We start from the raw sequence: 24,433 nt of genomic DNA on the forward strand, positions 1-24,433 counted from the left end.
CTCAGCGTGGTTATGCCACGGGTCAGGGCGCGCACGTCTTGTCCCCTCGCTTCGACAGCACCTCCGTGGTCTGCCAGACCCCCTTGCTGTTCTTCTTGAGCTGTGTGCTGTACGTGACGTACGGGCTCTCGTCGGACGGCGACTCGTCCACCGTTCCGGATTTGCGGTTCCTGTTGTAGGCCTTGCTCTCGTCGGCGCAGTAGACAACCGCGGCCGTGTCGCTGTCCGCGACCTTGACCTTCGGGTTGAAGTAGCGCGTGGAGCCTGTCCACGTGAGGTCCTCGTCCAGCCAGGCCCGGACCCACTTCTGCGCGCTCACGAGTGCTTTGCCCTGGCGGTAGTACGCGAGTGTCGCCGAGTTCGTGTCGCCGCGAAGGATCGCGTCGTCCACCGCGTTCACCGTCTGCGTCACGTCGGACAGCACCGCGTTCTCGGCTGGATCACCTGTCTTCCAGCCCTCGAACTTGTTTTCCACGCCTTCGGGGAACGTGATCTTGGGGCGGTCGGAGGGACCGGATTCGCCGGCGCTGGGTGAAGCCGAAGTCGCCGTCTCACTCGCATCGGCCCCGGCAATCTTGTCGTTGCTCTTCGAGCTGCCGTCCCCGCTGCCGCAGGCCGTCAACAGCAGTGCTGCCGTCGCCATCAGTGCGGCAGCAACGGGCAATGGGCGGCGCATCACAGTGACTCCCCGTGAGACAGAAGTTCAGTCAAGAGCACTGACGCTATCGGTGGGGTTGCTGGTTTCACCAGAGCGAACTACTGCAAGAACAGGGGCAATCCGGAGCGTATGGGGCCTCAGAGTGCTGGTTGTGTCCTGATCGTTCCCGAAGAGGGGGCGGCCCCGGCGTCGCGGTTCGCGGCATCCGGGGCCATAGAAGTGGGGGTTCTGATTCGCTAGTGCGGTGCCCTGCACCTCGGGCAACTGCACGGCGGATACGCCGACGTGAAGGGAGCCGGGGTGATGTGTTCGTGGCCAGGATCTCGACCTTGCCGCGGTCTTCGGTCACCGCTCTCTCTGCGTTGCCGGCCCAGCGAGAGGTCGACGCCAGGAGCGATGAGATCACCGCATTCCGGCCGCTGCTGGTCCCGCGTACCTGGCCGGTGCAGTGGTGACCTTTGACACGCTGCTGACCAGACCGGCACGCGAAGCGGGAGTTGAGGCGTGATCGCTGGTGGGGCCGGCAGGGCCGTTCCTGGTGTCTGTTCGATGTTCAGGAGTCAGACGGGTCCTTGTAGAGCCGTACGGTGGCGGCGATCTTCCGTACGGTCTCGTCCGGTACCTCGTCGGACACGCCCCTGGCGCCGAAGAACGACCAGGAAGCCAGGTCTCCTTGGGAGTTCTTGAAGGCGAATGTCCATGCCTTGCCATTCGTCGCGCACTTCTGTGTTCTCTTCACGCCCATCGACCAGGCGGTCCCCAGGGTCCCCTTGATGCCGGAGTTCGTGGTGAACGGCTCCACGGTGCCCGGCCTCACCTTGTTCTTGTCGGGCTGGGTGAATTGCCCGTACACCCAAGTCCTGGGGTCGGAGCCGGCAATCTCCTCGGTACTCCGGGCGCCGTCGTTGCCCCTGGAACCTGCGACGGCCAGGGGCGTGTCCTCCACGGTGCTGCTCTTGTCCTCGTCCGAAGTGCACCACTGTTCCTTCAAGTACGCGGGGGCGCGCATCCCGATCAGTGGTGTGTCGTCCGGGTCGTCGTTCTCGGAGACATACGTGACCCAGCTCGTGGACTGGAGCGCCCACTGCGGCGGGACGTCGAACGCGATTCCCTGGCTCGGGTTCACCACAACCCTCCAGCCCTTGACGGTGGCGGTCTCGGTGTCCGTGTCCCGAGGATTGTTCGGAGCCGGCGGAGAGGTTGTCTCGGTGGGGCCGGTGCCTGCCCGGTCGTCCTCACCGCTGCCGAGTAGGACGAAGCCGGTTGCGGTCACCGCTGCTACGACGGCTGCCGCCGCGATGACGGCGACGATGGTGCTGCGGCTCCGGCCGCCGCTCGGCGGCCGAGGAACCGGCATATTGGCCTGTCGCGGGGGTGCGTTCGACGCCTGCGGCTGCTGGAATGGGTTCGGCTGGTGGTACCCGGGCTGCAGGTACGGATTTGTTGGCTCCCCGCTCGGCTGCTGCGGTTCCTGCCCGCCCTCGGGCGGCTGCTTTCCTGGCCACATGTGGCGCAACGATACGACGATCAGCGCCGGAGTGCGGTCGTCGAGAGGGGCGGACTGCCCCTACCCCCTGCCCGACCCGACGTCATTCGCGCCTTCCGTTCCGGCAAAGTCTGTGAAGCTCGCCGTTCCGCCGTACGCCCGGGCCTTCGAAACTGCACTCGCGCCCCATGCGTAACTCCCGCCGCATCAGCGCGAATACGACGCCCGCAGTATCCAGCATGTTCTGCGGGAGCGCGTGGAGAAGACGCCCCGTGGACGGCGTGGGAGTCGCACGGTGGCCGGAGCCCGGGGGCGGTGGCGCACCCTCACCCCCGCCGCGTCCAAGGGCCGGGCCCGGGCCCGCCACAAACAGTCCCGTAACCCCCGAGCCCACTGGCTCCTCCTCGCCCTCCCCCTCCTCTTCGCCCTGCTGATCTTCCAGGGCTGGACCCAGCACGAGGTCGATCGTTGGGGGTGGTCAGTGGAGGTCCTCAGGAATAGCTCCAGCGGAAGGCTCATCACGGCGTCGAACAGCTCCACGAGGGTGTCGTAGAGGGCGGGATCCGCCTGTCGCATGTCAGTGGGATGAGTGAGCCGCTGCTCAGGGGTTGTACACGGCCAGTCGGTGCGCGAGCTGTTCCAGATCCTGTGCCGCGTACATGATGCGGGCGACGTCCTCGGTAGCGGTCCACATCACGACATCCGCTCCATGCTCCTCGACCCGCCACGCATAGCGTGCACACGCCAGCAGGTGCGGAGCGACGTCCTGGTTTGTGTAGCGGAAAGTGGTCAGGCCCTCACCGAGCCTCTTGGCCTTGAAGCGTTTGATGACTGGGGGCTCGACCGCTTGGGGATCGTCCGCCATGGCCAAGGTCCGCAGTGTCTCCTCGCGGGGGCCTGAAGACGGTCCGATCGCCGCGAATACGGGGAGCGGCAGGTCCGTGGGGTGATCGCGATGTAGGAACAGCCAATGGTCCGTGCCAGGCGGGGAGAAGGCTTCTGCGCACTTCGCCAGTGTGTCGGCGACGAAGTCAATGCCGTTCGGACCCGAATCAAGCTCGCGGTCGAGCCACAGGTCCTCGGCTTCTTCGCGGCACCAGGCCTGGATGTCGTCCCACTCCTCGAAGGGGCCAACGGCGCCATCACGGGGCGGGATCACTGTCCAGGGGTACGGGTCGATGTACTCGATATCAATGACAGGGAAGAAGTGCTCGCTCACCCACGCCTCCAGCGGAGAGTCGCCATGACGGCGTCGAACCATTCGACGAGGGCGTCGGCCAACTCGTCCCGCGGGTCACCGCCGCCGATTGTTGAGAAGGCAGCGGTGAACCAGCGATCGGGGTCGTCCGGCACAGACACGATGTACTCCACGCGGCGTGATCCAAGCTCTGCTCCTCGATCGGGGTCGGCGTCTGCGACGTGCTCTCGACGAACAGCGAGAGCTCCGTCGAGCTCTCCTGAACTCAGGTCGATGTTGTCAGCTCCGTCGGACACCAGCAGTTGCACTGCCACGTCGGTGGGCTCAACGTGAGCGATCTGCTCGTTACGGCGGGGGAGAAGCGTTTCGGACACGACGATGGAAGCGCCCAAGTTCACGTTGTCCGCCGACTTCACCGGCAAGTACAGGTCGAGAGCATTTCCTTCCTGCACCCGGCGGACAACAGCGCGGAACCGGCGTTCCAACTCTCTTTTGTAGGGTCCGACCTTGTCCTCCGGTGATCCGGGCGGGAGGCGCCTGAAAGCCTCGTCGAGAACGCGGCGAACGGCTTCCTCTGTCCCGTACCTCAAGGGGATCTGGGCCCAGTCATCAGGGAGAATGAGTCGGTAGCCGGTAACAAGCGCACTACCGCCCGTTGCTGATTCACTCTGCTCAGCGGGCACTCAAACGCTCCTTGCGATTCAGCCACCAGATACCGAGAAAGGTTCCCAGCGACGCCGCGACGGCGAACCAGAGAACCCAACCACCTTGGAATGCAACGAAAGTAGTGGCGTAAAAGAGATAGAGGCCAGCCGCCGACTTCAGATAGATGGCGTCATATGACAGTCGTTTCCAGTCTCCCGGACTTCGATAGATGGCGAGCATGGCAAGTGGACTGAGGGCACACAACGACCACTCCCAGGTAGGAAGATCCACCACGGAGGCGCCCAGGAAGTCCTCGGTCGCCGGCCCAGCCAGCAGGCGCACGATCGCGATCACCAGGATGATCTTCAGGGTCGTAAGTGATCTGTCGATACGCTTCTGCTCTTGCCCCGAATCTTTCTGTGAATCCGCCTTCTTGGTCATAGCGCTTCTTCTCTCACCACTGTCCCACTGGAGCTTCCATGCGACCCTTCATCCTGTCGTACTCACCACTTGAGACATCATTTCCGTACTTGTCGCCCAAGTCGAGACCGGTGCCGACCGCCCATGATCCCTGAAGTATGTTCTGATGGCGTTGGGCTTGGGCGGCGTTGTCCGCGAGGGTTGGACTGTCCGGGTACTCGTCCCGCCACTTCTTAATATCCTTCATCTGCTGGCTTAGCTTCGCGTCGCCGATGGTGCCAGCCTTGTCTCGCAGCGTGGCCTCGGGGAGGTCGGCGTCCTTCACCTCGTCTGCCGCCCGCTTGCCAGCCGCACGGTTCTCGGCCTCCATGCGTAGTTTCCTAGCGCGCGCCGCGTTTCGATTGCTACTCGATGTGCCTCCGCGCTTGCGAGCAGCCCTGGCTGCGGTCTTGCGTGCACCGGAATTGGCTGCGGCTGCCCCGGCCTTCGCGCCGTCGTTGGCCATGCCAGCTGCCGTCTTGCGGGAACTTTGCTGAAGAGCCTTGATGGCTTTAGCCGCTTTGAGCCCGTTGCGTGCCATTTTGAGTGCACCGATATCCATCACGACGTCGAACCACGAGCCGTTTCCGGTAGCCGCCAGGGTGATGTGAGACAGCGTAACTGCGATCGTCAGCCCCAGTGCGATCCATCCCACGACAGGGATGAACATGGCGATGACTCCCGCGGCCGTGGCGAGCCAGCTGAGGCGTTCGGTCCAGTCCTTGAGCCACTCGGCGTCAGCCACCCAAGCCTTGACATCGGTCCACCAACTGTCCTTCATGTCATCGTCGATGGAGGACCGAATTTTGCCCGCAAAGTGGTTCGACCGCTCGGTGTAGTCGCCTTCCGCGGTGTTTAGTCGCTTTCTTGCGTCATCGAGGTCGTCCTTGGCCCGCTTGAGCGCCGGATCCTCGTCCGAAGAGTCGCCGGGCTCTCGCTTCTTGTCATCCTCTTTGTCGGGTGCCGGCTTGTCATCAGCCTTTGCGGCGTGACTGTCGATCACACGCTGGGCTTCCTTTGCGTCACCGAGGGCCTTGTCGGCCTTCTGTTGGAATTCCTCCAGCTCGTCAGCCCAGTTGGACAGGTGACCCTTGACTTCGCGATACCGGTCTTCGGCCTCATCGAGCTTGCGCCCCAGCCCGCGAGACTCTTCTCCCAGCTTTTCCGCGTACTTACCCTTTAGGTTGTCGGCGTCGGCCATCGCGGAGAGTGCCGCAGCTTGTGTGCGCAGATACTCCGCGATTTTCTTCATATGCTTGACCTGGCCGCGGATTCCCTCGGGGTCTCCGGGAACAGGGTCGCTCTCACGCAGCGGCTGCCAGTCCCTGGGCCGTGCCATACATATCCCCCCAGCTTAAAATGGTTGCGAGTGGAACGGTAGTTCCTACTTGCTCTTCTTCTTTCCTGCCTTGGCCAATTCGTCATCCACCTTCGCAAAGGCGTCTCTCGTGCCTTCCACCATCTTGCCTACGGTTTCCAGAGATTCGAGTAGGCGCTTGCGGTTGTCGTCCCAGTTGTCGATGAAGTCGGTCATGGCATCCTTGAGTTCGGCTGCTCCGACTACCGACTTGATGTCGTCTTTCCACTCGCCCAAATTGCGGAACTCAGTCTGAATCGCCTTGAGTTGCTTGGACGATGTGCTGAGCAGGTCGAAGTCGACGACCAAATCCGACATGTGTTACCCCGTGTTCTTGTTTTCCTTGACGTCAGTCAAGATTCGCATGCCTCAGGATGTCGTCTCGGCGTTCGCATAGCGGCAACAGTCACCTGTTGACGGCCTGGATCTCCTGGACGGTGACCGCCTGCTCGTTGCCGAAGGTGCCGTTGGGGAGTTGTGTCGGGTTAGGGCTGCCCGTGCCGGTCCAGGTGATCTCCCAGGTGACGGTGGCCCGGAGCTTGTACGTGCCGTCGCCTGAGGAGCGGAGGTACCGGATTCCACAGGGCGGGGTCTCGTCGGCCTTGCCCTTGGCGTAGGGCTCGCCGATGGAATCGTCGGCGTTCATGACGCACTCGCCCGAGGCCGGATAGGTCACGGCGTCCTTGGTGCCCGGCTCCAGCTTGAGGGACACCGGCCTGGCGGTGGTGGTGGCCTGGACGTTGAAGCCGGGGACGTTGAGGGCCGCCGTCGCCTGGACCTCGTCGAAGACGGCCTTGTCGAGCCATGCCCAGGTCGGCAGGTTCACCTTGGTGGTGGCCTCGGGAGCGAGGGTGACCTTGGTGTCGGGGAGCTGCATGTGCTGGTAGGCGAGAGCGGCGAGTATCTCGGGTGAGATGGCCTCTTCGTACTGGGGTGGTGGCGCATCGCCGTTCTCCACCCAGAAGGGGAGGTCGGTGCAGGAGGACCTCTTGAGGTAGTCCGGCTCGTCGGGGTTCTCGACGCCGGCCCAGAACATGCCCTTGCCGTCGTTCTCGACGTTGTAGTCCTTGTAGCCGGGAGTGTCGGCCCAGCCGTACCCGTCCTCGTAGTGGCGCTGCGTCTCGCCGATGGCCGCCCCCGCGGTTCCGCCCATGCCGGGTGCCTTCAGCTGGTCCTCGATGTGCTTGGACATCTCCTTCTTGAAGTCCTTGGCGCCGAGGTACGGGGCGTACCAGCAGGGCGGGGGCGTCCAGTTGACGTCCGCGGACGTCACGTTCCCGGCCCCGCCGCCCTTGGCCACGGATCCGGAGTACTGGATGCGGGCGGCGGCGTAGATGCCTTTGCCGTTGCCGCCACCCGACTCTTCTGTGTTGGCGCCCTGGGAGTTGGCGGGCTCTTCTCCCGCGTAGGCGGGTTCCGCGAGGCCGAGTACACCCATGGTCAGCCCCAGGGCAGCTGCGCCTGTGCTGAGGGCTAGATGCCGTGACCTGTTCACTGGCACTTCGCCGCCTTGGCCTCGACGAACACCTTGGACGCCTGCCACAGACCATCTCCGGTGGGGAGTTTGATCATGATGATCTTGAAGTAGTCGAAGTCTGTGATGTTGGGGGCGCCCTTCAGGACCTTTCCGGTCTTGATCTCTTTGGAGTAGAACTTGCTCGAATCCACGCAGAACGCAACCTCCACCGAGTTGCCGTTCGGCGAGGACCGCGTGGTGGCCTGGTAATGGCGCCGGGTGCCGTATGCCGTCCAGCCGCCGTCCAGCCGGGCAGTGATCTGCGTCTTCGCGTAGCTCGTCCCATCGCCTGTCGAGTAGGCGACCAGGGAGGCGTCCTTGGTCGTGCGCTTGTCGACGCCTCGGTAGATGGCCCGGACGAAGTTCGCCGCGTCATCCATCGCCGCCGCCTCGTTCTTGTCCTTCGGCTTGTCCCAGTCGAAGACCAGGTTCATGTCCTTCGGCAGGGACACGTCCACGCCGTCCGGCTTGTCCCCTGCCGGTGCGCCCGAGGCGGGCGCCGACTCCTTCGGCGTCTCCGCTCCCTGGCCGGCGCCGGCGATCTTGTCGTTGTCGCCGGACTTGTCGTCCCCGCTACCGCAGGCCGTCAAGAGCAGTGCTGCCGTCGCCGTCAACGCGGCAGCAACGGGCAATGAGCGGCGCTTCACAGTGACTCCCCGTGAGTGACAGAAGTTCAGTTGGTGCCCTGACGGTACCGGTGAGGTTTCCGGTTTCACCAGCGCGAACTTCCGCGAGAACACAGGCAATTTCGGGCGTATGGGGCTCTCGGAAAGCCGGTTGTGCCCTGATCGTGCCCGGACAGGCGGCGGCCTCCTGTGCCGCCGAAGTCTGGGCGACATGGTGTTGCGTGGCTCCGATTCGCTAGTGCGCGCGAAGCGTGTCCAATCTGTGAAGCTCACCGTTCCACCCCTACGCCCACACCTCCGAAACTACACTCGCGCCCCATGTGTAACTCCCGTCGCACCACCGCGAGTACGGCCTCCGTCCAGACCCGCACGTTCCACAGAAGCGTGTGGAGAAGAGGCCCCGCGCAACGCGCGGGAGTCGGACGATGGCCCGAGCCCGGTGGCGGTGACGCCCCCTGACCCCCGCCGCGTCCAAGCGCCGAGCCCGAGCCCGCCACAAACAGTCCCGCGACCCCCGAGCCCACTGGCTCCTCCTCGCCCTCACCCTCCCCCTCCTCTTCGCCCTGCTGATTTTCCAGGGCTGGACCCAGCACGAGGTCGACGCGGCCAAGACGCGATCGCCCTGTACGGCTCCTGTGCCCGACGCCGTTGCCCGCGGCGGGCCCGTGATCGGGATCAACCGGGACGGGATCCGGAGCGGGTCGATGCCCGCGCGGACCGTCGCGCTCACCTTCGACGGGGGGCCCGACCCCGTCTGGACACCCCGGATCCTCGACCTGCTGCGCAGGAACAACGCGCGGGCGACCTTCTTCGTGCACGGGGCCCAGGCCGCCCGGCACCCGGAGCTGGTGCGGCGGATCCGGGCCGAGGGGCACGAGATCGGGTCCAACACGTACACCGGCGCCGTGCTGGGGGAGTCCTCCTCGCCCCGTTTCCGGGCCGAGCTCGAGATGACGCAGAGCGCCCTCGCCGGGGCCACCGGGCGGCGGACCAATCTGCTGCGGATGCCCCGCACCACCAGCCCGGACACCCTGTGCGGCCGCGAGTGGCAGGCCGCGCGGCGGGCCGCCGGGTACGGGTACGTGCTCGTCGCCGCCGACAAGGGCTCGCGCAGGCCCGCGCAGGGCATCGTCCGCCAGCTCAGCCAGACGGAGACCGCGTATCAGGAAGCGCGCCGGCTGCTGAGGAACCGCGGCGTCGAACGGTTCACCACCGTGTCCGATGGGCTCGGGCTCGTCCCGGACGCCCCCTCGTCCCTCGTCGCGCGGTGGCTCGGGCGGGGGCTGATCTGGGTCACCGGCCTCGGGCAGGTCTTCTCCACCGCCATGATCTGGATCCTCGGCGTCGCCGGTGGCCTCGGCGTGCTGCGGCTGTTGCTGCTCGCCCTCTTCGCCCGGGCCCATGTGCGGCGGCTGGAGCGGTTCCGGACCGGTGCGCCCTGGATGCGGGAGACGTCCGGGCCGGTCACCGTGCTCGTCCCCGCGTACAACGAGGAGGCCGGGATCGGGGCGACCCTGCGGTCGCTGCTCGATTCCCGGCACCGGGAGCTCCAGGTCGTCGTCATCGACGACGGGTCCACCGACCGGACCGCCGACATCGCCGCGAACACGGGGGACCCGCGGGTGGAGGTCGTGCGGCAGGCCAACTCCGGCAAGGCAGCCGCCCTCAACACCGGCCTCGCGCACGCGCGGTACGACATCGTCGTGATGGTCGACGCCGACACCGTCTTCGAGCCCGACGCCATCGAGCGGATCGCGCAGCCGCTCGCGCACCCGGCCGTGGGCGCCGTCAGCGGCAACACGAAGGTGGGTAACAGACGCAGTCTGCTCGGCCGTTGGCAGCACCTGGAGTACGTCTTCGGCTTCAACCTCGACCGGCGCATGTTCGAGGTGCTGGAGTGCATGCCGACCGTGCCGGGTGCCATCGGGGCGTTCCGCCGGGACGCCGTGCTCGGTGTCGGCGGGGTCAGCGAGGACACCCTCGCCGAGGACACCGACCTGACCATGGCCCTGTGGCGGTCCGGCTGGCGGGTGCTGTACGAGGAGTCCGCCGTCGCCTGGACCGAAGTGCCCACCAGTATCAGGCAGTTGTGGCGGCAGCGGTACCGGTGGTGCTACGGCACGCTGCAGGCGATGTGGAAGCACCGGGGGGCTCTCCTCGGCAGAGGCCCGGCCGGGCGGTTCGGGCGGCGCGGGCTGACATATCTCGCGCTGTTCCAGGTCGCGTTGCCGCTGCTCGCGCCCGTCATCGACGTGTACGCCCTCTACGGCGTGCTGTTCCGCGACCCGTGGGAGTCGGCCGCGGTGTGGTTCGCGTTCCTCGGCGTGCAGATCGTCTGCTCCGGCTACGCGCTGAGGCTCGACGGCGAGCCGGTGCGGGCCCTGTGGTCGATGCCGTTCCAGATCGTCGTCTATCGGCAGCTGATGTATCTCGTCGTCATCCAGTCGCTGGTCGCGCTGCTGCTCGGCAGCCGGCTGCGGTGGCAGCGGATGCAGCGGTCGGGGACGGCCGGTGAACAGATCGGTGGGCCCGTTCCGTATAGGGGTGTGCCGATGCGCTGACCCGAGAGCCCCCCCACAGCACCTTCGAGGCGTCGATGAGCGACTGGACCGACCAACCGGGAGAACGCCCGCCGGAGTGGAGCGCGCGGCGGGAACCCCTCGTTCCGCCGCCCTCGACCCGCACCGCCCCCCTGCCCGGCATGCCCTCGCCCGCCGCGCCCGGCCGCTACGACAGCGGCCCGGATCCCCGAGGCGGGCGTGGCAGCAGGAATCCGCGGCGCCGGGCGGGCAGGGGCCGCCGGTACCTTCGGACGGCGGCCGTCCTGTCGTCCCTGCTGCTGCTCGGCGGCGCCGGTACGTACGTCTGGGCCGACACCCGGCTCAACCAGGAGGTCGATCTCGGCGCGCTCGGTGCCCGGGTGCCGGCCGGCGAGGGCACCACCTACCTCGTCGTCGGCTCCGACAGCCGCGAGGGACTGTCGGAGCAGGACCGGAAGGACCTCAACACCGGCTCGGCCGAGGGCCGCCGCACCGACTCGGTGATCCTGCTGCACACCGGCGCGAACGGCGCCACGATGCTCAGCCTGCCGCGCGACTCCTGGGTGACCCTCCCGCCCTACGTCGACCCCGGCACGGGCCGCAGCCACCGGGCCGCGCCGGACAAGCTCAACGCCGCGTTCTCGCTGGGCGGCCCCGACCTGCTGGTGCGGACCGTGGAACGCAACACCGGCGTGCGCGTCGACCACTACGCGGAGATCGGCTTCGCCGGATTCGTGGGGGTGGTAGACGCCGTCGGCGGGGTGGACCTGTGCCTCGACAAGGCCGTCCGCGACGAGGACTCCGGCGCCGACCTGCCCGCCGGATGCCAGACCCTCGACGGCGCCGAGGCGCTGGCCTTCGTACGGCAGCGCAAGCAGGAGGCCCAGGGGGACCTGGGCCGCACCCGCAACCAGCAGAGATTCCTCGCCGCCCTCGCCCGGAAGGCCGCCGCCCCGGCCACCCTCGCCGACCCGTCGAAGTCGTTCCCGACCCTGGACGCGGGACTCGACACCCTCATCGTCGACGAGGGCACCGAACTACCGGATCTCATGGGGCTGTTCGAGGCCCTGCGGAAGGCCACGGGCGGCGGAGGGCGGCGGCTCAATGTGCCCGTGGCCGACCCGGACCTGCGCACCTCCAAGGGCAGCGCGGTGAAGTGGGACGACCGCCGGGCCCGCGCCCTGTTCGACGCCCTGCGCGAGGACAGGCTGCCCGGCTGATCGGCGGGCCGCTCACCGCGCGAGCTTGGAGTTCTGCGCCTTCACCACGTTCGCGGGCATCTTGGCGTCGCTGGGCCGCGTGCTGTCGGCGATGGCGAAGCCGTTCACCGAGAAGTAGACGGCGAGCACGTCGCCGTCGCGGACGGCTTCGGTGCGCAGGGTGTGGGTGATCCCCCGGAACGTCATCGTCGAGCGGAAGGCGACGGCACCGCTCGCCGTGCCCTTCTCGGCGGTGACTGACTCGTAGGCGGTGGAGTTCTCGCCCGCCTTCGCGGTGAACCCGCCGCCGCACTCCGGTACGGCCTTCGCCAGCCCGGCCAGCAACGACTCGGCCTCGGCCGCCGGCTCGTACGAGGCGAGCGTGATGTACGTGCTCTCCTTGCCGAAGCCCGCCCCGGCGCTGCGCACGAGGTCGGCCTGCGGCTCACCGAGCGGGAGTTGATTCATCGCAAGGGCCAGCGGGGCGCAGCCGGGCTTGTCGACCTTGAGCTCGTCGGAGGACTTGGCGAAGGCGTACTGGGCGTCCGGCTCGGACACGTTGTATCCGGGCAGGTCGTCCTTCGTCACGATGGCCTTCGCCAGTCTCTGGGCCGGAGTGATCTGCTTGGCCTTCGGCGTCGTCGGCGCAGCGGAGGGCTTGTCCTCGCCGCCCGAGCAGGCGGTCAGTGCGGAGGTCAGGGCCAGGACGGAGACGACGGCCAGGGCGGCGCGCTTCAATGGGGGGCTCCTAGATCGCTGATCGAGCGGAGATCATGGCATGGCGGGCTGGGGGGCCTCAGTGGACACCTGCTGCCCCCCTCACCCTGTCGACGAGCCGGCCGATGCCGTCGGGTACGGCTGTCAGAGGGCTGTCGGTGATGTCGTAGTAGGGGAGGCGGGTGTTGCCGAGGGCGGGGTCGGGCAGCTTGAGCAACCGGTCCGGGATGCCGCCCGGTTCGGCGACGGCCGTGTCGTGGCAGGGCGCGCAGACGGGGAGCAGGCGGCGGCGGTTGCCCTCGGCGGTGACGCGCACGTGGTGGCGGTGTTCGGCGGGGCCGTGCAGCGGGTTCACGCCGCAGCACAACTTCGACGGCCGTCCGGTGAGGGCGGCCCGGCCCGCTCGGGCGAGCACGATGACGGCGACCAGGGTCGTGGGCTCCGTCCCGGGTCGCCGGGCGCGGCCGGGGTCGCCGCCGACCAGGAGCAGGGCCGCGTCGAGACGCTCCCGGTCGCGAACGTGGTCCTCCGGGTCGAACTCGGCGCTGAGTGCGATGAGTTCGTTGTACGCGGTGCGCCGGAGGTAGGACGTCGACGGTGCCGTCGGGGCCGTGAACGGCATCCGGTCGAACGACTCGGGCACGGGCGAGCGCCGGCGCAGCAGGCCCCGGATGATCCAGGTCGCCCCGGCCGCGACGCCCGTCAGCAGGAGAGCCGCGAAGGCGCCCACGATCAGGCCGGGCCAGAAGTCGGTGGAGTACAGGGCCGGGAGGGTGTGCTCGTCGGCGGCCCTCGGCGCGGCGGCCGGGGCGGGCTCGGATTGCGGCCGGTCGGTGCGCGGGGTCTCGTCGAGGAAGGTCATCAGCCGGTCGAGACGCTCGCCGAGGAGGTGGTCGTCGGCCTCGTCCGCCCTGCTGTCACCCAGGCTGACGGAGTCCGGCAGGTCGAAGGACAGGTGGCTCGAGTCCAGGCGCAGGCCGTGGTTGAGGACATCGATCGTGCCGTCGTCCGGATCGGCGACGACGTACACACCGTCCTCGCCCACCTTGGCGTGCACCGCCGCTGCGAACAGGTCCGCGTCACCGGCCGATTCGCTCTCCGGGGTCTGCGGCACGAGGGACACGTACACGGGGCCGCCGCCGTCGGAGCGCCGAAAGTCCCGGATCCGCTCGTGCAGCCGGTCCAGTTGCCGGGCGTCGAGGACGCGCGGGCTCTCCGGGTCGGCGTACACCGGGTCCTGCTTCAGACCGGCCGCGACCCGCTCCACGCGCGCGGACATCTCGGCGGGGGTGGGGGGCCGCGCCGCGCTCGACCTGGTCTCGTCGAAGACGACGGGAGCGGTGAGGGCGATCGCGGCGGCGGACAGGAGCGCCAAGCCCGGGACGATCAGGCGCAGAGCGGGCTTTCCGGTGCGTCCGCGCCTCGCGTACGCCGCGAGCAGCAGGATCGACAGCGGTACGCCGGTGAGCAGGATCCCCGTGAGGAACGACTGGTTGCGGCGGTCGGACGGGCCGATGTACGCCTCGGCGGGCTCGTTGTCCCGGTACGTCTCGCGAGCGGCCTCGGCACGGGCGGCGGCCTTCTTCTCGCCCTGCGCGATGACCTCGACGAAGCGCTCGAAGCTCGCCAAAGCGCCTGCGTCGTAGGCAAGTTCGTACACCGTGACGGTGACTGCGGACTCAGCGGGGGCGCGCACGCCGTAGGCCGTGGCCCGCGCGACGTCCGTCCCTTCGATCAGGACGTACAGTCCGTCGCGCCCGAGCCGGTCGTGCACGGCGCCGAGCAGCTGGTCCCCCTCGGTGCTGCTCATCATGGGCAGGACCAGGACGTAGGTCGGGACACCGGTCCTCTTCGCGAGCCTCGCGAAGTCGGGGGCGGTGGATCGGGGGACCTCGCGGGGGAGTTGGTCGGTGACGTGGACCGGGTTCTCGCGCAGGCGGTCGGCGAGGTAGGCGGCCTGGGTGTCGGGACCCCGGTCCGCGCCACGGGCCGGGGCGGCGGTCGAGGCCCGGGTGTCGGGAGTCGTGTCCGTCGCGTGGGCGGGGGTGGCGGTCGCGAAGACGGCCGGCAACGCGCAGAGCGCGAGGAGCAGTCGGAGTGCGCGGGCGCGGCCATTGCTCCGGGTCCGTATTCGTCCTGCCCAGGCGTGGTTCGTCCTGACTGCTCTCACCGGTGAGCCCCCCGCGGTCCGATCGCTGTCCGCGCGGCACTCTACTCGGGCTTCGCGAGTGCTACAGGTCGCCCGGTGGCGGTGTGGCCGGTTCGCCAAAGGGGCCCATGAGGATGCCGTGGTCTCGTGGAGGTCCGTGCCCCCTCACCGGGAGCGGGGCGAAGGGAGCCGAGGGGCGATATGTGGCGTGACCTGATCGAGGAGTACGGAGCAGGACCGTCGTGCCCTCCGGCGGATCCCGCCGTCCTCCACCGTGTCGAGCAGGCCCTCGGCCACTCGCTGCCGCCCGACCTGAGCGCCCTGCTGCTGCAGACGGACGGCATCGAGGGCCCGTACGGCGAAGGCATCGTCTGGCCCGCTGAACAGGTCCTCGAGAACAACCGGACCTTCCGCACCGACCCCGAAATCCGCTCGCTCCACCGACCGTTCGACTCGCTGCTGTTCATCGGTGACAACGGCGGGGGAGACCAGTTCGCGCTCCTCTGGGCCTCCGAACGGGCCGACGTCCACGTCTGGGACCACGAGACGGACGAACGCAGCCCGGTGGCCCCGGACCTGGCCGGCTATGTGCGCAGGGCGCTGGAGAGCGAGGGGGAGGACTGGTACCGGTAGTTTCAGCTCCGCTCTGCTCTGCTCCGCTCTGCTCTGCTCCGCTCAGTCCGGCGTCCCGAGCCGCGCGGCCGGCGACCCACCGCTGGGCCCCCGGCGGACCCGGAGTGCTAGAGATCCCCCATGCGCATCCTGGACCTCGAGATCCCCCGCCACGACTGGCAGGCGATGACCTGCGGTTGCAACAGAAGCGCGGCCCATGTCCCCGAGGACTTCCTCGCCGCGCTGGACGGCCCGCTCCCGGCCCGGGTCGGGGAAGGCTGGGCGGACAACCACGTCTACATCCAGTCCAACCTCATGGAGCCGGCGTACGCGACCGCGGTGATGCTCGTCGCCGCTCTCGCCGACCGGCAGGTGCCGCTCGTCTGGCGAGCGCACATCCTGGCCGTTCTGAGCCACCTCACGGGCGGTGAGCAGGAGGACATCGCGGCGCAGTGCAAGGAGGCGGTGCGCGGGTGCACGGAGATCCTCTTCGAGGAGATCGCGACCGGCCGCTGCGCGACGGCCGCGGCCCACGCCTTCGAGGTGTTGACGGAATTCGCCGACCTGAAGGACAGGTTGCGCACCTACCAGGTGGAGGCCCGGGCGCATCTTCCGGCGGATCTCCGACCGGGACGCCTGGACCTCGATGCCCTCCAGGAGTGACACCTGCGGGCGTCGACGTCACCCCGCGAGGTCATCCGCGCGCGCTGCCCACCCCCGCTTCGTGAGTGAATCGTGCAGGCATGATGGCCGATAGGTGACGAACCGGCCGCTCGGCAGGCGCCGTTGGGGTCGATGGCGATTCGCTGGCGCACAGGTGGTGCTGTCATCCGGGGCTGGTCCCGGAAGGGTTGAGCGTGCCTGACGTTGCAGATGGATAACGGGCCGCACCCTGCGGCCCGTGGGGCCGGACGCGTCTTGAGGGGCTTATGTGCGGCTGATACGGTGCGATGGCTTGACACTCACCCCCAGTGCTGGCTATTTGCCCAGGTCGGGCGGGTACGTCCGGCCCGTCCCGCACTTCTCCGTGCGGGTCGACGCGGGTGAAGTGTCCGAATTTGAAGGCACATGACAGACATCTTCTTGGGTGTACGGGGAGCGGTTGCGTGAAGATCCAAGAGCGTACGGGGGCGGGCGCCGGTCGTTCCGCCGCTCCGGCTCAGCCGTCGGTCGGCGACCGGCTTCCCACCCCGCCTCGCGAGCGCAAACCGGCACTGGCCGCGCTCGCGGTGCTGCTGATCCTGGTGGGTGCGCTGGGTGTGACGATGCTCGTGCTGCAGGTCGGCGACCGGGTCGAGGTCGTCAAGGTGACGAAGGAGATCCAGGCCGGGGAGTCCGTCGGCACCAACGTGACCTCGGTGATGGTCGCCGCCGACGACAGCATCAACTACGTCAAGTGGGACCAGCTGGCCACGCTGAAGACCCTCAAGGCCAAGTCCACGATCTACTCCGACACGGTCGTGATGGGCCAGATGTTCGCCAAGAAGGCCAGCCTGCCCGCGGGCAAGGCCTCCGTCGGCCTCGCCCTCAAGGAGGGCACGTACCCCGCGGACCTCAAGGCCGGTGACCTCGTATCCGCCTACCGCGTCAGCTCCACCGGCTCCGGTTCGAACAGCTCCGACAGCAACAGCGGTTCGGGCGGCACCTCCTCCTCCGGCGGCGCCCTCGTCGACGCCGCGCGTGTGAACACCGTCGCGGCGGACGACGACGCCACGGTGAGCACCGGCAACCTCTCGATCACCGTCCTCGTCGACCAGGCCGACGCGGCAGCGCTCGCCTCGGCGGCGGCGGCGAACCAGGTCGCCATCGTGCACGTCCCCGGCAACTAGAAGGCGGCACCCACCCCATGGCGCTCATCGCTCTCGCCGCCGACAAGGGTTCCCCCGGCGTCACCACCGCTGCCGTCGCGCTCTCGGCGGTCTGGCCGCGGCGTGTCCTGCTCGCCGAGGCGGACCCGGCGGGCGGTGACCTCGTCTACCGCAGTGCCGCCGCGCACGGCGGACCGCTCAACCCCAACACCGGCATGCTGTCCATCGCCGCCACCGCGCGCCGCGGCCTCGTGCCCGACCAGCTCTGGGACCACGTACAGCCGCTGAGCGGTGGGCTGGAGGTCCTCGTCGGGCTCGGGATCGCCGAACAGGCCGCCGGACTCGCGGGGTTGTGGCCGACCCTCGGGCACGCCTTCAACTCCCTCGCCGATTCCCCGCACGCCGCCGCCGACGTCATCGCCGACTGCGGCCGCATCAGCGGCGACACCCCGGCCGTGGAGATGTTCCCGCACGCCGCGCTCGTGCTGCTCGTCTCGCGCACCGAGCCCGAGGCCATCGCCCGCGTCCGTGACCGCGCCGCCGCCCTCGCGGGCAAGCTGCACGGTGGATCGCGTGGCGCCGCGAGCCTCGGCACCCCGATGATCGGTGTCGTCCTGATCGCCGACACCGGCACGGCCGGCAAGCTCGCCTCGCAGGTCAACGACATGCTCGTGCACGCCCAGACCGGCGCCCGCGTGGTCGGCACCATCGCCGACGACCCGGCCGGCGCCGACCAGCTGGCCGGCCGCAAGCGCGGCCGCCTCGACAAGTCGCTGCTGATCCGCTCGGCCCGCAAGGTCGCCGCCGACATCTACCAGCAGTACGGCGCCGCCTGGGCCGCCTCCGACCAGGCCAACCAGGCGCCCCAGGCCCACCACGCCCCGCACGCCCCGGGCCAGATGCAGGGCCACGCGGGGGCGGGCGCATGACCGCTGTCGACCACCAGTTGGTCAAGCGGTTCCGCCAGGACGCCGGTGACCGCATCGCCGAGCAGCGCCGGCAGGACCAGGTCGCGGGCGTCACCCCGATGTCCACCGAGGACGAACGGCAGTACGCCCGGGCCGTCATAGCCCAGATCCTGGAGGAGTACGCCCGCTCCGAGATCAACGCGGGCCGTACGCCGCTGGACGCCGAGACCGAGGAGCAGTACGCGGCAGCCGTGCACGCCGCGCTGTTCGGCGTCGGCCGGCTCCAGCCGCTGCTGGACAACCCCGAGGTCGAGAACATCGACATCAACGGCTGCGACCAGGTGTTCATCGGGTACGCCGACGGCCGTGAGATGCAGGGCGACCCCGTCGCAGAGACCGACGAGGAACTCATCGAGCTCATCCAGGTGCTCGGCGCGTACTCCGGTCTGTCCTCCCGGCCCTTCGACTCGGCCAACCCGCAGCTCGACCTGCGCCTGCCCGACGGCTCGCGTCTGTCGGCCGTCATGGACGTCACCCGGCGCCCCGCGCTGTCCATCCGCCGGGCGCGCATGGGCAAGGTGTTCATCTCCGACCTCGTCGGCAACGGCACCCTGTCGCCCGAGGTCGCCCACTTCATGGCCTGCGCGGTCCGCGCCCGCAAGAACATCATGATCGCCGGCGCCACCAACGCCGGCAAGACCACGCTCCTGCGCGCCCTCGCCAACGAGATCCCGCCGCACGAGCGCCTCATCACGGTCGAACGGGCCCTGGAGCTCGGCCTCGACACCTTCCCCGACCTGCACCCCAACGTCGTCGCCTTCGAGGAGCGCCTGCCCAACTCCGAGGGCCAGGGCACCATTTCGATGGCCGAACTGGTGCGACGCTCGCTGCGCATGAACCCCTCCCGCGTCATCGTGGGTGAGGTGCTCGGCGACGAGATCGTCACCATGCTCAACGCGATGTCGCAGGGCAACGACGGCTCCCTGTCCACGATCCACGCCAACAGCTCGCACGAGGTCTTCAACCGTATTTCCACCTACGCGCTGCAGGCCACGGAACGGCTGCCCATCGAGGCCAGCCAGATGCTGATCGCGGGCGCGGTCAACTTCGTCGTCTTCATCCAGCGACGCAACAACTACGGCAGCGGCGGCCGCCTCCAGCGCATGGTCACCTCGGTCCGCGAGGTCAACGGCGTCGACGGACGCGTGCTGTCCAGCGAGGTGTTCGCGGAGGCCCCCGACGGCCGGATCGTGCCGCACGCCCCCATAGCCTGCCTGGAGGAACTGATGGCACACGGCTACCGGCCGACCGGGACCTGGGGGTGAGCCGGGAATGACCACGAACCTCGCGGCACTCGGCTCGCTCGGCTCCATGGGCGGCCTGTTCTCCACCACCGTCCTGTACTCGATAGGGAGCGGCGTCGCCGTCGGCGGCGGCCTCGCCCTCCTCCTCATCGCCGTACGCGGGCTGCCCGCCAAGCCCGACCACGAGAAGCAGAAGGCCGCCGAGCGGGCGAGCGAACTGATCCGTTTCGCCGGCCGGCGCGGCTCACTCGCCGCCATCGTCGGCCTGGTCGTCCTCGTCCTCACCCGCTGGGCGGTCGCGGGCATCGCGGCCGGTGTCCTCGTCTTCTTCTGGGACCGCCTCTTCGGCGGAGCCGGTGAGGAACGGGCCGCCATGCGCCGCGTGGAGGCCCTGGCGTCCTGGACGGAGTCCCTGCGCGACACCATCGCCGGCGCCGTGGGCCTGGAGCAGGCCATCCCGGCCTCCGCCCGCGCCGCGGCACCCGTCCTGCGGCCCCACCTCGACGCCCTCGTCGACCGGCTGCGTGCCCGCACCCCGCTGCCCGAGGCGCTGCAGCAACTCGCCGACGAGATCGACGACGCCTCCGCCGACATCATCGTCGCGGCCCTCATCCTCAACGCCCGCCTGCGCGGCCCGGGTCTGCGCCAAGTCCTCGGCGCCCTGGCCAAGTCGGCCCGTGAGGAGGTCGACATGCGCCAGCGGGTCATGGCCCAGCGCGCGTCGACCCGTAGGTCCGTGCAGATCGTCGTCGCGGTGTCCGTCGCCTTCGTCCTCGGCTTGTCGATCTTCAATCGCGACTTCGTGGCGCCGTACGGGACGGCCGTCGGCCAGCTCGTCCTGGCCTGTGTCTGCGGTCTGTTCGCGCTCGGCTTCTGGTGGCTGCGCAAGCTGTCCACCATCGAGACGCCCGAGCGCTTCCTCGTCCGCGACGAGGCCTCCGTCCAGTTCGTCCGTCCCCGGACGCCGTCGCACGCGCAGTCCCAGCAGCGGATGCCGCAGGAAGAAGGGGCACGCTGATGGACCTCACGATGCCGCTCGTCGTCGGCGCCGTCATCGGCCTGGGCATCTACGCCCTCGTCCGCGCCCTCATGCCCAGCAAGCGCAGTGCGATCTCACAGGTCGCGCGGATCGACGCGATGCGGGCCCGCGGCTCGGCCTACGAGTCGGCCCGCGTGGAGCGGGAGAAGGGACGCCTGGGCGCGCTGCGGGCCGAAGTCGGCTTGCGTGTCTCGGAGTTCTACCTCCAGCAGGGCTGGGAGCAGCGCTCGCTGCGCGCGGACCTGGCGGTGCTGGACCGCAGCTGGGAGAAGTTCCTGGCGACGAAGGTGCTGCTGGGCGTGGCCGGCCTGTTCTTCGGCCCGTTCCTGTTCGCCATCGTCTACACGCTGGGCTTCGGCCGCAGCCCGATCATCCCGGTCTGGCTGGCCCTGCTCTTCGGTGTGATCTTCTTCTTCCTGCCCGACCTCGAAGTACGGCGCGACGCCGCCGAGAAGCGGCGCGACCTGCGGCGTGTGATCGGCGCCTACCTCGACCTGGTGTCGATGAGCCTCGCCGGCGGACGCGGTCTGCCCGAGGCGCTCATGGCGGCGGCCGAGATCTCCGACGGCTGGGCCAACCAGCGCATCCGCAACGCCCTGTCCGACGCCCGCATCACCGGCGTCAGCCAGTGGCAGGCACTCGGCGCGCTCGGCGAGGAGATCGGAGTCGAGGAACTCAAGGACCTCTCCGCCTCCCTGGCCCTGGTCGCGGACGACGGTGCCAAGGTCCGCGAGTCCCTGGCCTCCCGCGCCGAGACCATGCGGCACCGCGAACTCGCCGAGATCGAGGGCAGTGCGGGCGAGAAGTCCCAGTCGATGCTCGTCGCGCAGCTGCTGCTGTGCGCCGGGTTCCTGGTGTTCCTGATCTTTCCGGCGGCGATGCGGGTGTTCCAGGTGCAGTGAGCCGTGCGTGAGCCTTGCAGCGACCTTCACAACTCCAGAACTTCCGTGAACCGATTTCGAAAGGACAAGACGTCATGAACGGACGCACCTTCCACACCGGCATCCCCGCCGTGGACTTCCTCGTCACCTTCCTCCAGGCCCGCACCGAGCGGGCCCGCTCCGGCGAGCTGGACCGCGGTGCCTCCGCGGTCGAGTGGGTCATCATCTCCGCGGTCGTCGTGGCGATCGTCGGTGTCGTGGCCGCCATCATCAACGCCGCGCTCAGCGAGGGCGCCAACAAGGTCGGCGACTGCATCAAGGGTGCGGACGCGGGCAAGACCTGCTGATCGCCTCGACCATCAGGAGCATCAGAGCAACGGGGTTCACGGGGATGCCGGCAGACGTCAGCAGACGGGTACGCCGCTGGGTGCGGGCCGCACGGGAACGGGCGGCCACCCGCGGCGACTCAGGCATGACCGCGATCGAGTTCGTGCTGCTCACCCCGGTCCTCTTCTTCATGATCTTCGCGACCGTGCAGTTCGCCCTGTACTTCTTCGCGGACCACGTCGCCCAGGCGGCGGCCCAGGCCGGAGCCCGCAAGGCCCGCGCCACGGCCGACGAACAGCCGGGCGCGTGGCGGGGCGAGGCGCGGGACGTGGTGGACAGCTACATCCGTCAGCTCGGCCCCCAACTGGTCCTGTCCCCGGACGTGACGATGGTGCAGCCGGAGCAGAACACGGTGGGCGTGGAGATCGCGGCGAGGGTCCCGACGGTGTTCCCCGGGCTGGATCTGACGGTGCACGCGCAGTCGGTGGGGCCGGTGGAGCGGTTCGTACAGGAAGAGGGCAACTGAATGTCCGTCCCTTCCCTCGCCCGAGGCCGCCGGCCCGTGGACGACAGGGGCTTGTCCACCGTCGAGGTCGTCATCCTCGCGCCGGTGATGATCCTCTTCATCCTGGTCCTGGTGGCCTTCGGTCAACTCGTGGACGGCCGCGGAGCACTCGACGGAGCGGCCCGGGACGCGGCCCGCGCGGGGTCGATCCAGAAGGACCACGCGACGGCCATGGCCGAGGCCAGGAAGGCCGCCGAGGCGAACCTGGCGGACGTCTGCTCGGGCCCCGTGACCGTCACGCAGACCAGCCAGGGCTTCGAACCGGACACCATCTTCACGGTCGAGGTGAGCTGCCAGGTGCGGGGTCTCGCCATGCTCGGTCTCGACGTCCCGACGACCCTGTCGGCGAGCTTCAGCTCCCCGCTCGACCCGTTCCGGAGGTCGGTGTGAGACGCCTTCGGTCCTTCGGGCCGGCCTGGTGGGCGGCCCGTGCCGCACGTCTGGACGACCGCGGCTCCGGTGCCGGCGCGGTCATCATCTTCACGCTCGTCTTCCTTTCCCTCTCCGCGTTCGTCATCGACGGCGGCCTGTCCATCTCCAAGCGGGAACGCGCCGCCGACATCGCCGAACAGGCGGCTCGTTACGCGGCCCAGGACATCGACCGCGACGCCCTGTACGAGAACGAGGGCGGCCCGGCGCCGATCAACTTCGAGAACTGCAACGCCCGCGTGAAGGCCTTTGCCCGCGAGATGGACATGACGGGCGCGGACATCGGCGCGACCCACTGCGTGGCGGCGAACGCCGAGCAGGTACAGGTCGAGGTCCAGCTCACGTACTCCCCGGTCTTCACGGGCATGTTCTACGGCGGCGACGTGGTGGTCCACGGCGAAGCGGTGGCGCAGAACGAGGTCGGCTGAGCGGGTCCGGAACATTCGGCGAATCTGCACACCGTTCACCGTGAGGTCGGGACGGGGTGGGGCAGGAACCGAGCCCGGCTCATTTCTTGTGCTGCGGGGCGCATTTCCGGACCGCGAAGTGGCAGAAGGTGTGAAGGCCGCGGGGTATCGGGTGCCGGAATGGTCACACCCATGAATGCGCGCCCGGAAATCCACGCACATCCCTATCCACGGACTGGGCACTGACTGGCCGCCCCTTCTTCGGACGTGCTTTGATCGGTCGCGCTCGAGCACTTCGAATTATTGAACGAAGGGAACCGCCCCCCATGGCCTTCACCCCGCAGATCCAGACCGCCCAGATGTCCGACGCCGAGCTGGACTCCATCGCCGGCGGCCAGGCGGGCGGTGCTGCCGCGGGTGCCGGCGCCGCGGCCGGTCTCTACGTCGAGACCACGGCCGCCGGCCTCACCGCCGGCGTCGGCGGTGGCCTGGGCCTCGCCGTCTCGCCGCAGGGCATCGCGGCGGACCTGCACCTCAACGCGGCCGTCGCTTCCTGACGCACGCGCAGGAAAGGCCCCGGATCTCCGGATCCGGGGCCTTTCGCGTCTCTCGGGCGGCGGTCCACTTCCCCCCGCCATCCCCCTCACGGCTCTTTCCGCCCTTACCGCCCCGCTTGTCCTCGGCCTTCATGGCGTCGTTCACCTTCTTGGCGAGTTCGTCATCCAGCTTCTTGAACTCGCGCACGACGGCATCGGACATACTCGCCAGCGCATCGAGCTGCTGCGTGATGTCCTCGCGCCCGTCTTCCCAGTCGGACTCGAAATTGCCGAGCGCGTCATTGACACTGCCGTCGCCGATGTCGTCCTTGTACGACTCGAAGAGCTTCTTGGTGTGATTCAGCCGCGTCTTGATGGACCGCAGCCGGTGCCCGTAGCTCTCCAGCTCGGTCAGCGGGAGCGCGAGGTCGCTCTTGCCCTTGCCCATGTGGATTCCCCCAGCAGATCGGACGGTCAGACGAAGCGGAAGGTACTCGTCACAGCGTCGAAGATGTCATGGAAGGCGTCGGCCAGGTCCAGTACGGGGCCGGCTCCGGAGATGAATGCGGGGACGGTTCTGAGCGGATGCGAGGCTCGAAGTAGTGGCAGGTCAGGTTGTTCCCATTCCGGAAGGCGTGCTGGCTCGCGAGATCCTCGGGCCCCTCGGCGGCATCGTGGAGATCGGTGCCGTGTCGGCGACCGGCGCATGGAACGTCGGTGCTGCCTCCGTCGGCGAGTTGGTGAGCAGCCGCCGCGGAGAGGTGGACCGACTGCTCGACCTCGTCCGCGACACCGGCGGCTTCTCACTGGCCACCATTGGCCATCGCGGACGGACTGGGCTACCTGCGCGAGCACGAGGTGACGCCCCCGGCCCTGCTCCTGTGGTCGGGGGCGGTCGAGGAAATTCCGCCGCGGCTCGCGGACGAGGCACTCGAAGCCCTGACGACGAGCGGATCCTGAAGTCGCACTCGTCCCTATAGATCGACTGATCTCCGAGCCGGGCCATCGAGGCGGCAGCGCCACTCGCGAACTCGCCCCGTCAGCACACGGATTCCTCGCCCACGACT

27 protein-coding genes and 1 pseudogene are annotated in these 24,433 nt (G+C 68.7%); 16 read left to right on the plus strand and 12 right to left on the minus strand.

What is annotated here, in order from left to right; genetic code table 11:
* Nucleotides 1–22: 22 nt before the first annotated feature.
* Entirely contained in the window at nucleotides 23–676 is a 654-nt protein-coding gene (locus IE153_RS20970; RefSeq protein ID WP_308432197.1) for a hypothetical protein, read from the minus strand.
* Between the two features lie 535 nt (nucleotides 677–1,211).
* On the minus strand, nucleotides 1,212–2,165 hold the full coding sequence (locus tag IE153_RS42995; protein WP_189591416.1) for a DUF8017 domain-containing protein: 954 nt from the start codon (nucleotides 2,163–2,165) through the stop codon (nucleotides 1,212–1,214).
* 274 nt (nucleotides 2,166–2,439) lie between these two features.
* Between IE153_RS42995 and IE153_RS20980 the strand changes: the two genes are divergently transcribed.
* Nucleotides 2,440–2,697 (plus strand): hypothetical protein, encoded by a 258-nt coding sequence (locus IE153_RS20980; RefSeq protein WP_189591417.1) that lies wholly within the window; start codon nucleotides 2,440–2,442, stop codon nucleotides 2,695–2,697.
* A gap of 48 nt (nucleotides 2,698–2,745) precedes the next feature.
* On the opposite strand, the gene IE153_RS20985 is transcribed toward IE153_RS20980, so the two are convergent.
* From IE153_RS20985 to IE153_RS21015, 7 genes are all read right to left on the minus strand, one after another.
* The gene (locus tag IE153_RS20985) at nucleotides 2,746–3,363 is read right to left on the minus strand and encodes a hypothetical protein (RefSeq protein ID WP_229829082.1); all 618 of its coding nucleotides are present in this window, start codon (nucleotides 3,361–3,363) and stop codon (nucleotides 2,746–2,748) included.
* The gene (locus IE153_RS20990) at nucleotides 3,360–4,025 is read right to left on the minus strand and encodes a hypothetical protein (RefSeq protein WP_189591419.1); all 666 of its coding nucleotides are present in this window, start codon (nucleotides 4,023–4,025) and stop codon (nucleotides 3,360–3,362) included. The genes IE153_RS20985 and IE153_RS20990 overlap by 4 nt, the downstream gene beginning before the upstream one ends.
* A complete protein-coding gene (locus tag IE153_RS20995) occupies nucleotides 4,015–4,428 on the minus strand; it encodes a hypothetical protein (RefSeq protein ID WP_189591420.1) in 414 nt (137 codons plus the stop codon). Before IE153_RS20995 ends, IE153_RS20990 begins: the two co-directional genes overlap by 11 nt.
* A gap of 13 nt (nucleotides 4,429–4,441) precedes the next feature.
* Nucleotides 4,442–5,698, minus strand: a complete 1,257-nt coding sequence (locus tag IE153_RS21000; RefSeq protein ID WP_229829083.1) for a hypothetical protein — start codon at nucleotides 5,696–5,698, stop codon at nucleotides 4,442–4,444.
* A 132-nt stretch (nucleotides 5,699–5,830) separates the two neighbouring features.
* The gene (locus tag IE153_RS21005; protein ID WP_189591422.1) at nucleotides 5,831–6,121 is read right to left on the minus strand and encodes a hypothetical protein; all 291 of its coding nucleotides are present in this window, start codon (nucleotides 6,119–6,121) and stop codon (nucleotides 5,831–5,833) included.
* Between the two features lie 88 nt (nucleotides 6,122–6,209).
* Nucleotides 6,210–7,241 carry a hypothetical protein gene (locus IE153_RS21010; protein WP_229829084.1) on the minus strand — a complete coding sequence of 344 codons (1,032 nt, stop codon included), beginning with the start codon at nucleotides 7,239–7,241 and terminating at the stop codon, nucleotides 6,210–6,212.
* A gap of 53 nt (nucleotides 7,242–7,294) precedes the next feature.
* Entirely contained in the window at nucleotides 7,295–7,966 is a 672-nt protein-coding gene (locus tag IE153_RS21015; RefSeq protein ID WP_189591423.1) for a hypothetical protein, read from the minus strand.
* Nucleotides 7,967–8,649: 683 nt separating this feature from the next.
* Between IE153_RS21015 and IE153_RS21020 the strand changes: the two genes are divergently transcribed.
* Together IE153_RS21020 and IE153_RS21025 are read left to right on the plus strand one after the other, a co-directional pair.
* The gene (locus tag IE153_RS21020; protein WP_498063511.1) at nucleotides 8,650–10,506 is read left to right on the plus strand and encodes a bifunctional polysaccharide deacetylase/glycosyltransferase family 2 protein; all 1,857 of its coding nucleotides are present in this window, start codon (nucleotides 8,650–8,652) and stop codon (nucleotides 10,504–10,506) included.
* Between the two features lie 35 nt (nucleotides 10,507–10,541).
* On the plus strand, nucleotides 10,542–11,705 hold the full coding sequence (locus tag IE153_RS21025) for an LCP family protein (protein ID WP_229829085.1): 1,164 nt from the start codon (nucleotides 10,542–10,544) through the stop codon (nucleotides 11,703–11,705).
* A 12-nt stretch (nucleotides 11,706–11,717) separates the two neighbouring features.
* On the opposite strand, the gene IE153_RS21030 is transcribed toward IE153_RS21025, so the two are convergent.
* On the minus strand, nucleotides 11,718–12,422 hold the full coding sequence (locus tag IE153_RS21030; protein ID WP_189591425.1) for a hypothetical protein: 705 nt from the start codon (nucleotides 12,420–12,422) through the stop codon (nucleotides 11,718–11,720).
* 58 nt (nucleotides 12,423–12,480) lie between these two features.
* Nucleotides 12,481–14,472, minus strand: a complete 1,992-nt coding sequence (locus tag IE153_RS21035) for a hypothetical protein (RefSeq protein ID WP_229829086.1) — start codon at nucleotides 14,470–14,472, stop codon at nucleotides 12,481–12,483.
* 279 nt (nucleotides 14,473–14,751) lie between these two features.
* On the opposite strand from IE153_RS21035, the gene IE153_RS21040 reads away from it, so the two are divergent.
* From IE153_RS21040 to IE153_RS21095, 12 genes are all read left to right on the plus strand, one after another.
* Nucleotides 14,752–15,183 carry an SMI1/KNR4 family protein gene (locus IE153_RS21040; protein WP_189591427.1) on the plus strand — a complete coding sequence of 144 codons (432 nt, stop codon included), beginning with the start codon at nucleotides 14,752–14,754 and terminating at the stop codon, nucleotides 15,181–15,183.
* A gap of 120 nt (nucleotides 15,184–15,303) precedes the next feature.
* The gene (locus IE153_RS21045) at nucleotides 15,304–15,825 is read left to right on the plus strand and encodes a hypothetical protein (RefSeq protein ID WP_189591428.1); all 522 of its coding nucleotides are present in this window, start codon (nucleotides 15,304–15,306) and stop codon (nucleotides 15,823–15,825) included.
* Between the two features lie 443 nt (nucleotides 15,826–16,268).
* Nucleotides 16,269–16,991 (plus strand): hypothetical protein, encoded by a 723-nt coding sequence (locus IE153_RS21050; protein WP_189591429.1) that lies wholly within the window; start codon nucleotides 16,269–16,271, stop codon nucleotides 16,989–16,991.
* A gap of 17 nt (nucleotides 16,992–17,008) precedes the next feature.
* On the plus strand, nucleotides 17,009–17,899 hold the full coding sequence (locus IE153_RS21055) for a hypothetical protein (RefSeq protein ID WP_189591430.1): 891 nt from the start codon (nucleotides 17,009–17,011) through the stop codon (nucleotides 17,897–17,899).
* Nucleotides 17,896–19,203 carry a TadA family conjugal transfer-associated ATPase gene (locus IE153_RS21060; RefSeq protein ID WP_189591431.1) on the plus strand — a complete coding sequence of 436 codons (1,308 nt, stop codon included), beginning with the start codon at nucleotides 17,896–17,898 and terminating at the stop codon, nucleotides 19,201–19,203. Before IE153_RS21055 ends, IE153_RS21060 begins: the two co-directional genes overlap by 4 nt.
* Nucleotides 19,204–19,249: 46 nt before the next feature.
* Nucleotides 19,250–20,200 carry a type II secretion system F family protein gene (locus IE153_RS21065; RefSeq protein ID WP_037820145.1) on the plus strand — a complete coding sequence of 317 codons (951 nt, stop codon included), beginning with the start codon at nucleotides 19,250–19,252 and terminating at the stop codon, nucleotides 20,198–20,200.
* The gene (locus IE153_RS21070) at nucleotides 20,200–21,123 is read left to right on the plus strand and encodes a type II secretion system F family protein (protein ID WP_185012738.1); all 924 of its coding nucleotides are present in this window, start codon (nucleotides 20,200–20,202) and stop codon (nucleotides 21,121–21,123) included. The genes IE153_RS21065 and IE153_RS21070 overlap by 1 nt, the downstream gene beginning before the upstream one ends.
* Before the next feature lie 74 nt (nucleotides 21,124–21,197).
* Entirely contained in the window at nucleotides 21,198–21,449 is a 252-nt protein-coding gene (locus IE153_RS21075; protein ID WP_031107180.1) for a hypothetical protein, read from the plus strand.
* 44 nt (nucleotides 21,450–21,493) lie between these two features.
* The gene (locus IE153_RS21080; protein ID WP_097219035.1) at nucleotides 21,494–21,955 is read left to right on the plus strand and encodes a TadE family protein; all 462 of its coding nucleotides are present in this window, start codon (nucleotides 21,494–21,496) and stop codon (nucleotides 21,953–21,955) included.
* Nucleotides 21,956–22,384: a TadE/TadG family type IV pilus assembly protein gene (locus IE153_RS21085; protein WP_189591432.1), complete on the plus strand. Its 429-nt coding sequence runs from the start codon at nucleotides 21,956–21,958 to the stop codon at nucleotides 22,382–22,384.
* Complete coding sequence (locus IE153_RS21090) at nucleotides 22,381–22,851, plus strand: pilus assembly protein TadG-related protein (protein ID WP_189591433.1); 471 nt, start codon at nucleotides 22,381–22,383, stop codon at nucleotides 22,849–22,851. The genes IE153_RS21085 and IE153_RS21090 overlap by 4 nt, the downstream gene beginning before the upstream one ends.
* Before the next feature lie 305 nt (nucleotides 22,852–23,156).
* Nucleotides 23,157–23,387: a hypothetical protein gene (locus IE153_RS21095; protein ID WP_031107186.1), complete on the plus strand. Its 231-nt coding sequence runs from the start codon at nucleotides 23,157–23,159 to the stop codon at nucleotides 23,385–23,387.
* A 94-nt stretch (nucleotides 23,388–23,481) separates the two neighbouring features.
* Here the strand turns inward: IE153_RS21095 and IE153_RS21100 are convergent.
* A pseudogene (locus IE153_RS21100) lies at nucleotides 23,482–23,814 on the minus strand (hypothetical protein); the annotation flags it as partial.
* A 368-nt stretch (nucleotides 23,815–24,182) separates the two neighbouring features.
* Between IE153_RS21100 and IE153_RS21105 the strand changes: the two are divergent.
* The gene (locus tag IE153_RS21105; RefSeq protein ID WP_189591434.1) at nucleotides 24,183–24,326 is read left to right on the plus strand and encodes a hypothetical protein; all 144 of its coding nucleotides are present in this window, start codon (nucleotides 24,183–24,185) and stop codon (nucleotides 24,324–24,326) included.
* The last annotated feature ends 107 nt before the right edge of the window (nucleotides 24,327–24,433 follow it).

This window comes from Streptomyces massasporeus (genome assembly GCF_014648995.1).
Taxonomy (GTDB): Bacteria; Actinomycetota; Actinomycetes; order Streptomycetales; family Streptomycetaceae; genus Streptomyces; species Streptomyces massasporeus.

What these genes read in the sequence shown, in the direction of transcription:
- IE153_RS20970 (WP_308432197.1), bottom strand. Translation starts at nt 676, where the DNA reads ATGCGCCGCCCATTGCCCGTTGCTGCCGCACTGATGGCGACGGCAGCA.
- IE153_RS42995 (WP_189591416.1), bottom strand. Translation starts at nt 2,165, where the DNA reads ATGTGGCCAGGAAAGCAGCCGCCCGAGGGCGGGCAGGAACCGCAGCAG.
- IE153_RS20995 (WP_189591420.1), bottom strand. Translation starts at nt 4,428, where the DNA reads ATGACCAAGAAGGCGGATTCACAGAAAGATTCGGGGCAAGAGCAGAAG.
- IE153_RS21000 (WP_229829083.1), bottom strand. Translation starts at nt 5,698, where the DNA reads ATGAAGAAAATCGCGGAGTATCTGCGCACACAAGCTGCGGCACTCTCC.
- IE153_RS21005 (WP_189591422.1), bottom strand. Translation starts at nt 6,121, where the DNA reads ATGTCGGATTTGGTCGTCGACTTCGACCTGCTCAGCACATCGTCCAAG.
- IE153_RS21010 (WP_229829084.1), bottom strand. Translation starts at nt 7,241, where the DNA reads ATGGGTGTACTCGGCCTCGCGGAACCCGCCTACGCGGGAGAAGAGCCC.
- IE153_RS21020 (WP_498063511.1), top strand. Translation starts at nt 8,650, where the DNA reads ATGCCCGCGCGGACCGTCGCGCTCACCTTCGACGGGGGGCCCGACCCC.
- IE153_RS21025 (WP_229829085.1), top strand. Translation starts at nt 10,542, where the DNA reads ATGAGCGACTGGACCGACCAACCGGGAGAACGCCCGCCGGAGTGGAGC.
- IE153_RS21040 (WP_189591427.1), top strand. Translation starts at nt 14,752, where the DNA reads ATGTGGCGTGACCTGATCGAGGAGTACGGAGCAGGACCGTCGTGCCCT.
- IE153_RS21045 (WP_189591428.1), top strand. Translation starts at nt 15,304, where the DNA reads ATGCGCATCCTGGACCTCGAGATCCCCCGCCACGACTGGCAGGCGATG.
- IE153_RS21055 (WP_189591430.1), top strand. Translation starts at nt 17,009, where the DNA reads ATGGCGCTCATCGCTCTCGCCGCCGACAAGGGTTCCCCCGGCGTCACC.
- IE153_RS21060 (WP_189591431.1), top strand. Translation starts at nt 17,896, where the DNA reads ATGACCGCTGTCGACCACCAGTTGGTCAAGCGGTTCCGCCAGGACGCC.
- IE153_RS21065 (WP_037820145.1), top strand. Translation starts at nt 19,250, where the DNA reads ATGGGCGGCCTGTTCTCCACCACCGTCCTGTACTCGATAGGGAGCGGC.
- IE153_RS21070 (WP_185012738.1), top strand. Translation starts at nt 20,200, where the DNA reads ATGGACCTCACGATGCCGCTCGTCGTCGGCGCCGTCATCGGCCTGGGC.
- IE153_RS21075 (WP_031107180.1), top strand. Translation starts at nt 21,198, where the DNA reads ATGAACGGACGCACCTTCCACACCGGCATCCCCGCCGTGGACTTCCTC.
- IE153_RS21080 (WP_097219035.1), top strand. Translation starts at nt 21,494, where the DNA reads ATGCCGGCAGACGTCAGCAGACGGGTACGCCGCTGGGTGCGGGCCGCA.
- IE153_RS21085 (WP_189591432.1), top strand. Translation starts at nt 21,956, where the DNA reads ATGTCCGTCCCTTCCCTCGCCCGAGGCCGCCGGCCCGTGGACGACAGG.
- IE153_RS21095 (WP_031107186.1), top strand. Translation starts at nt 23,157, where the DNA reads ATGGCCTTCACCCCGCAGATCCAGACCGCCCAGATGTCCGACGCCGAG.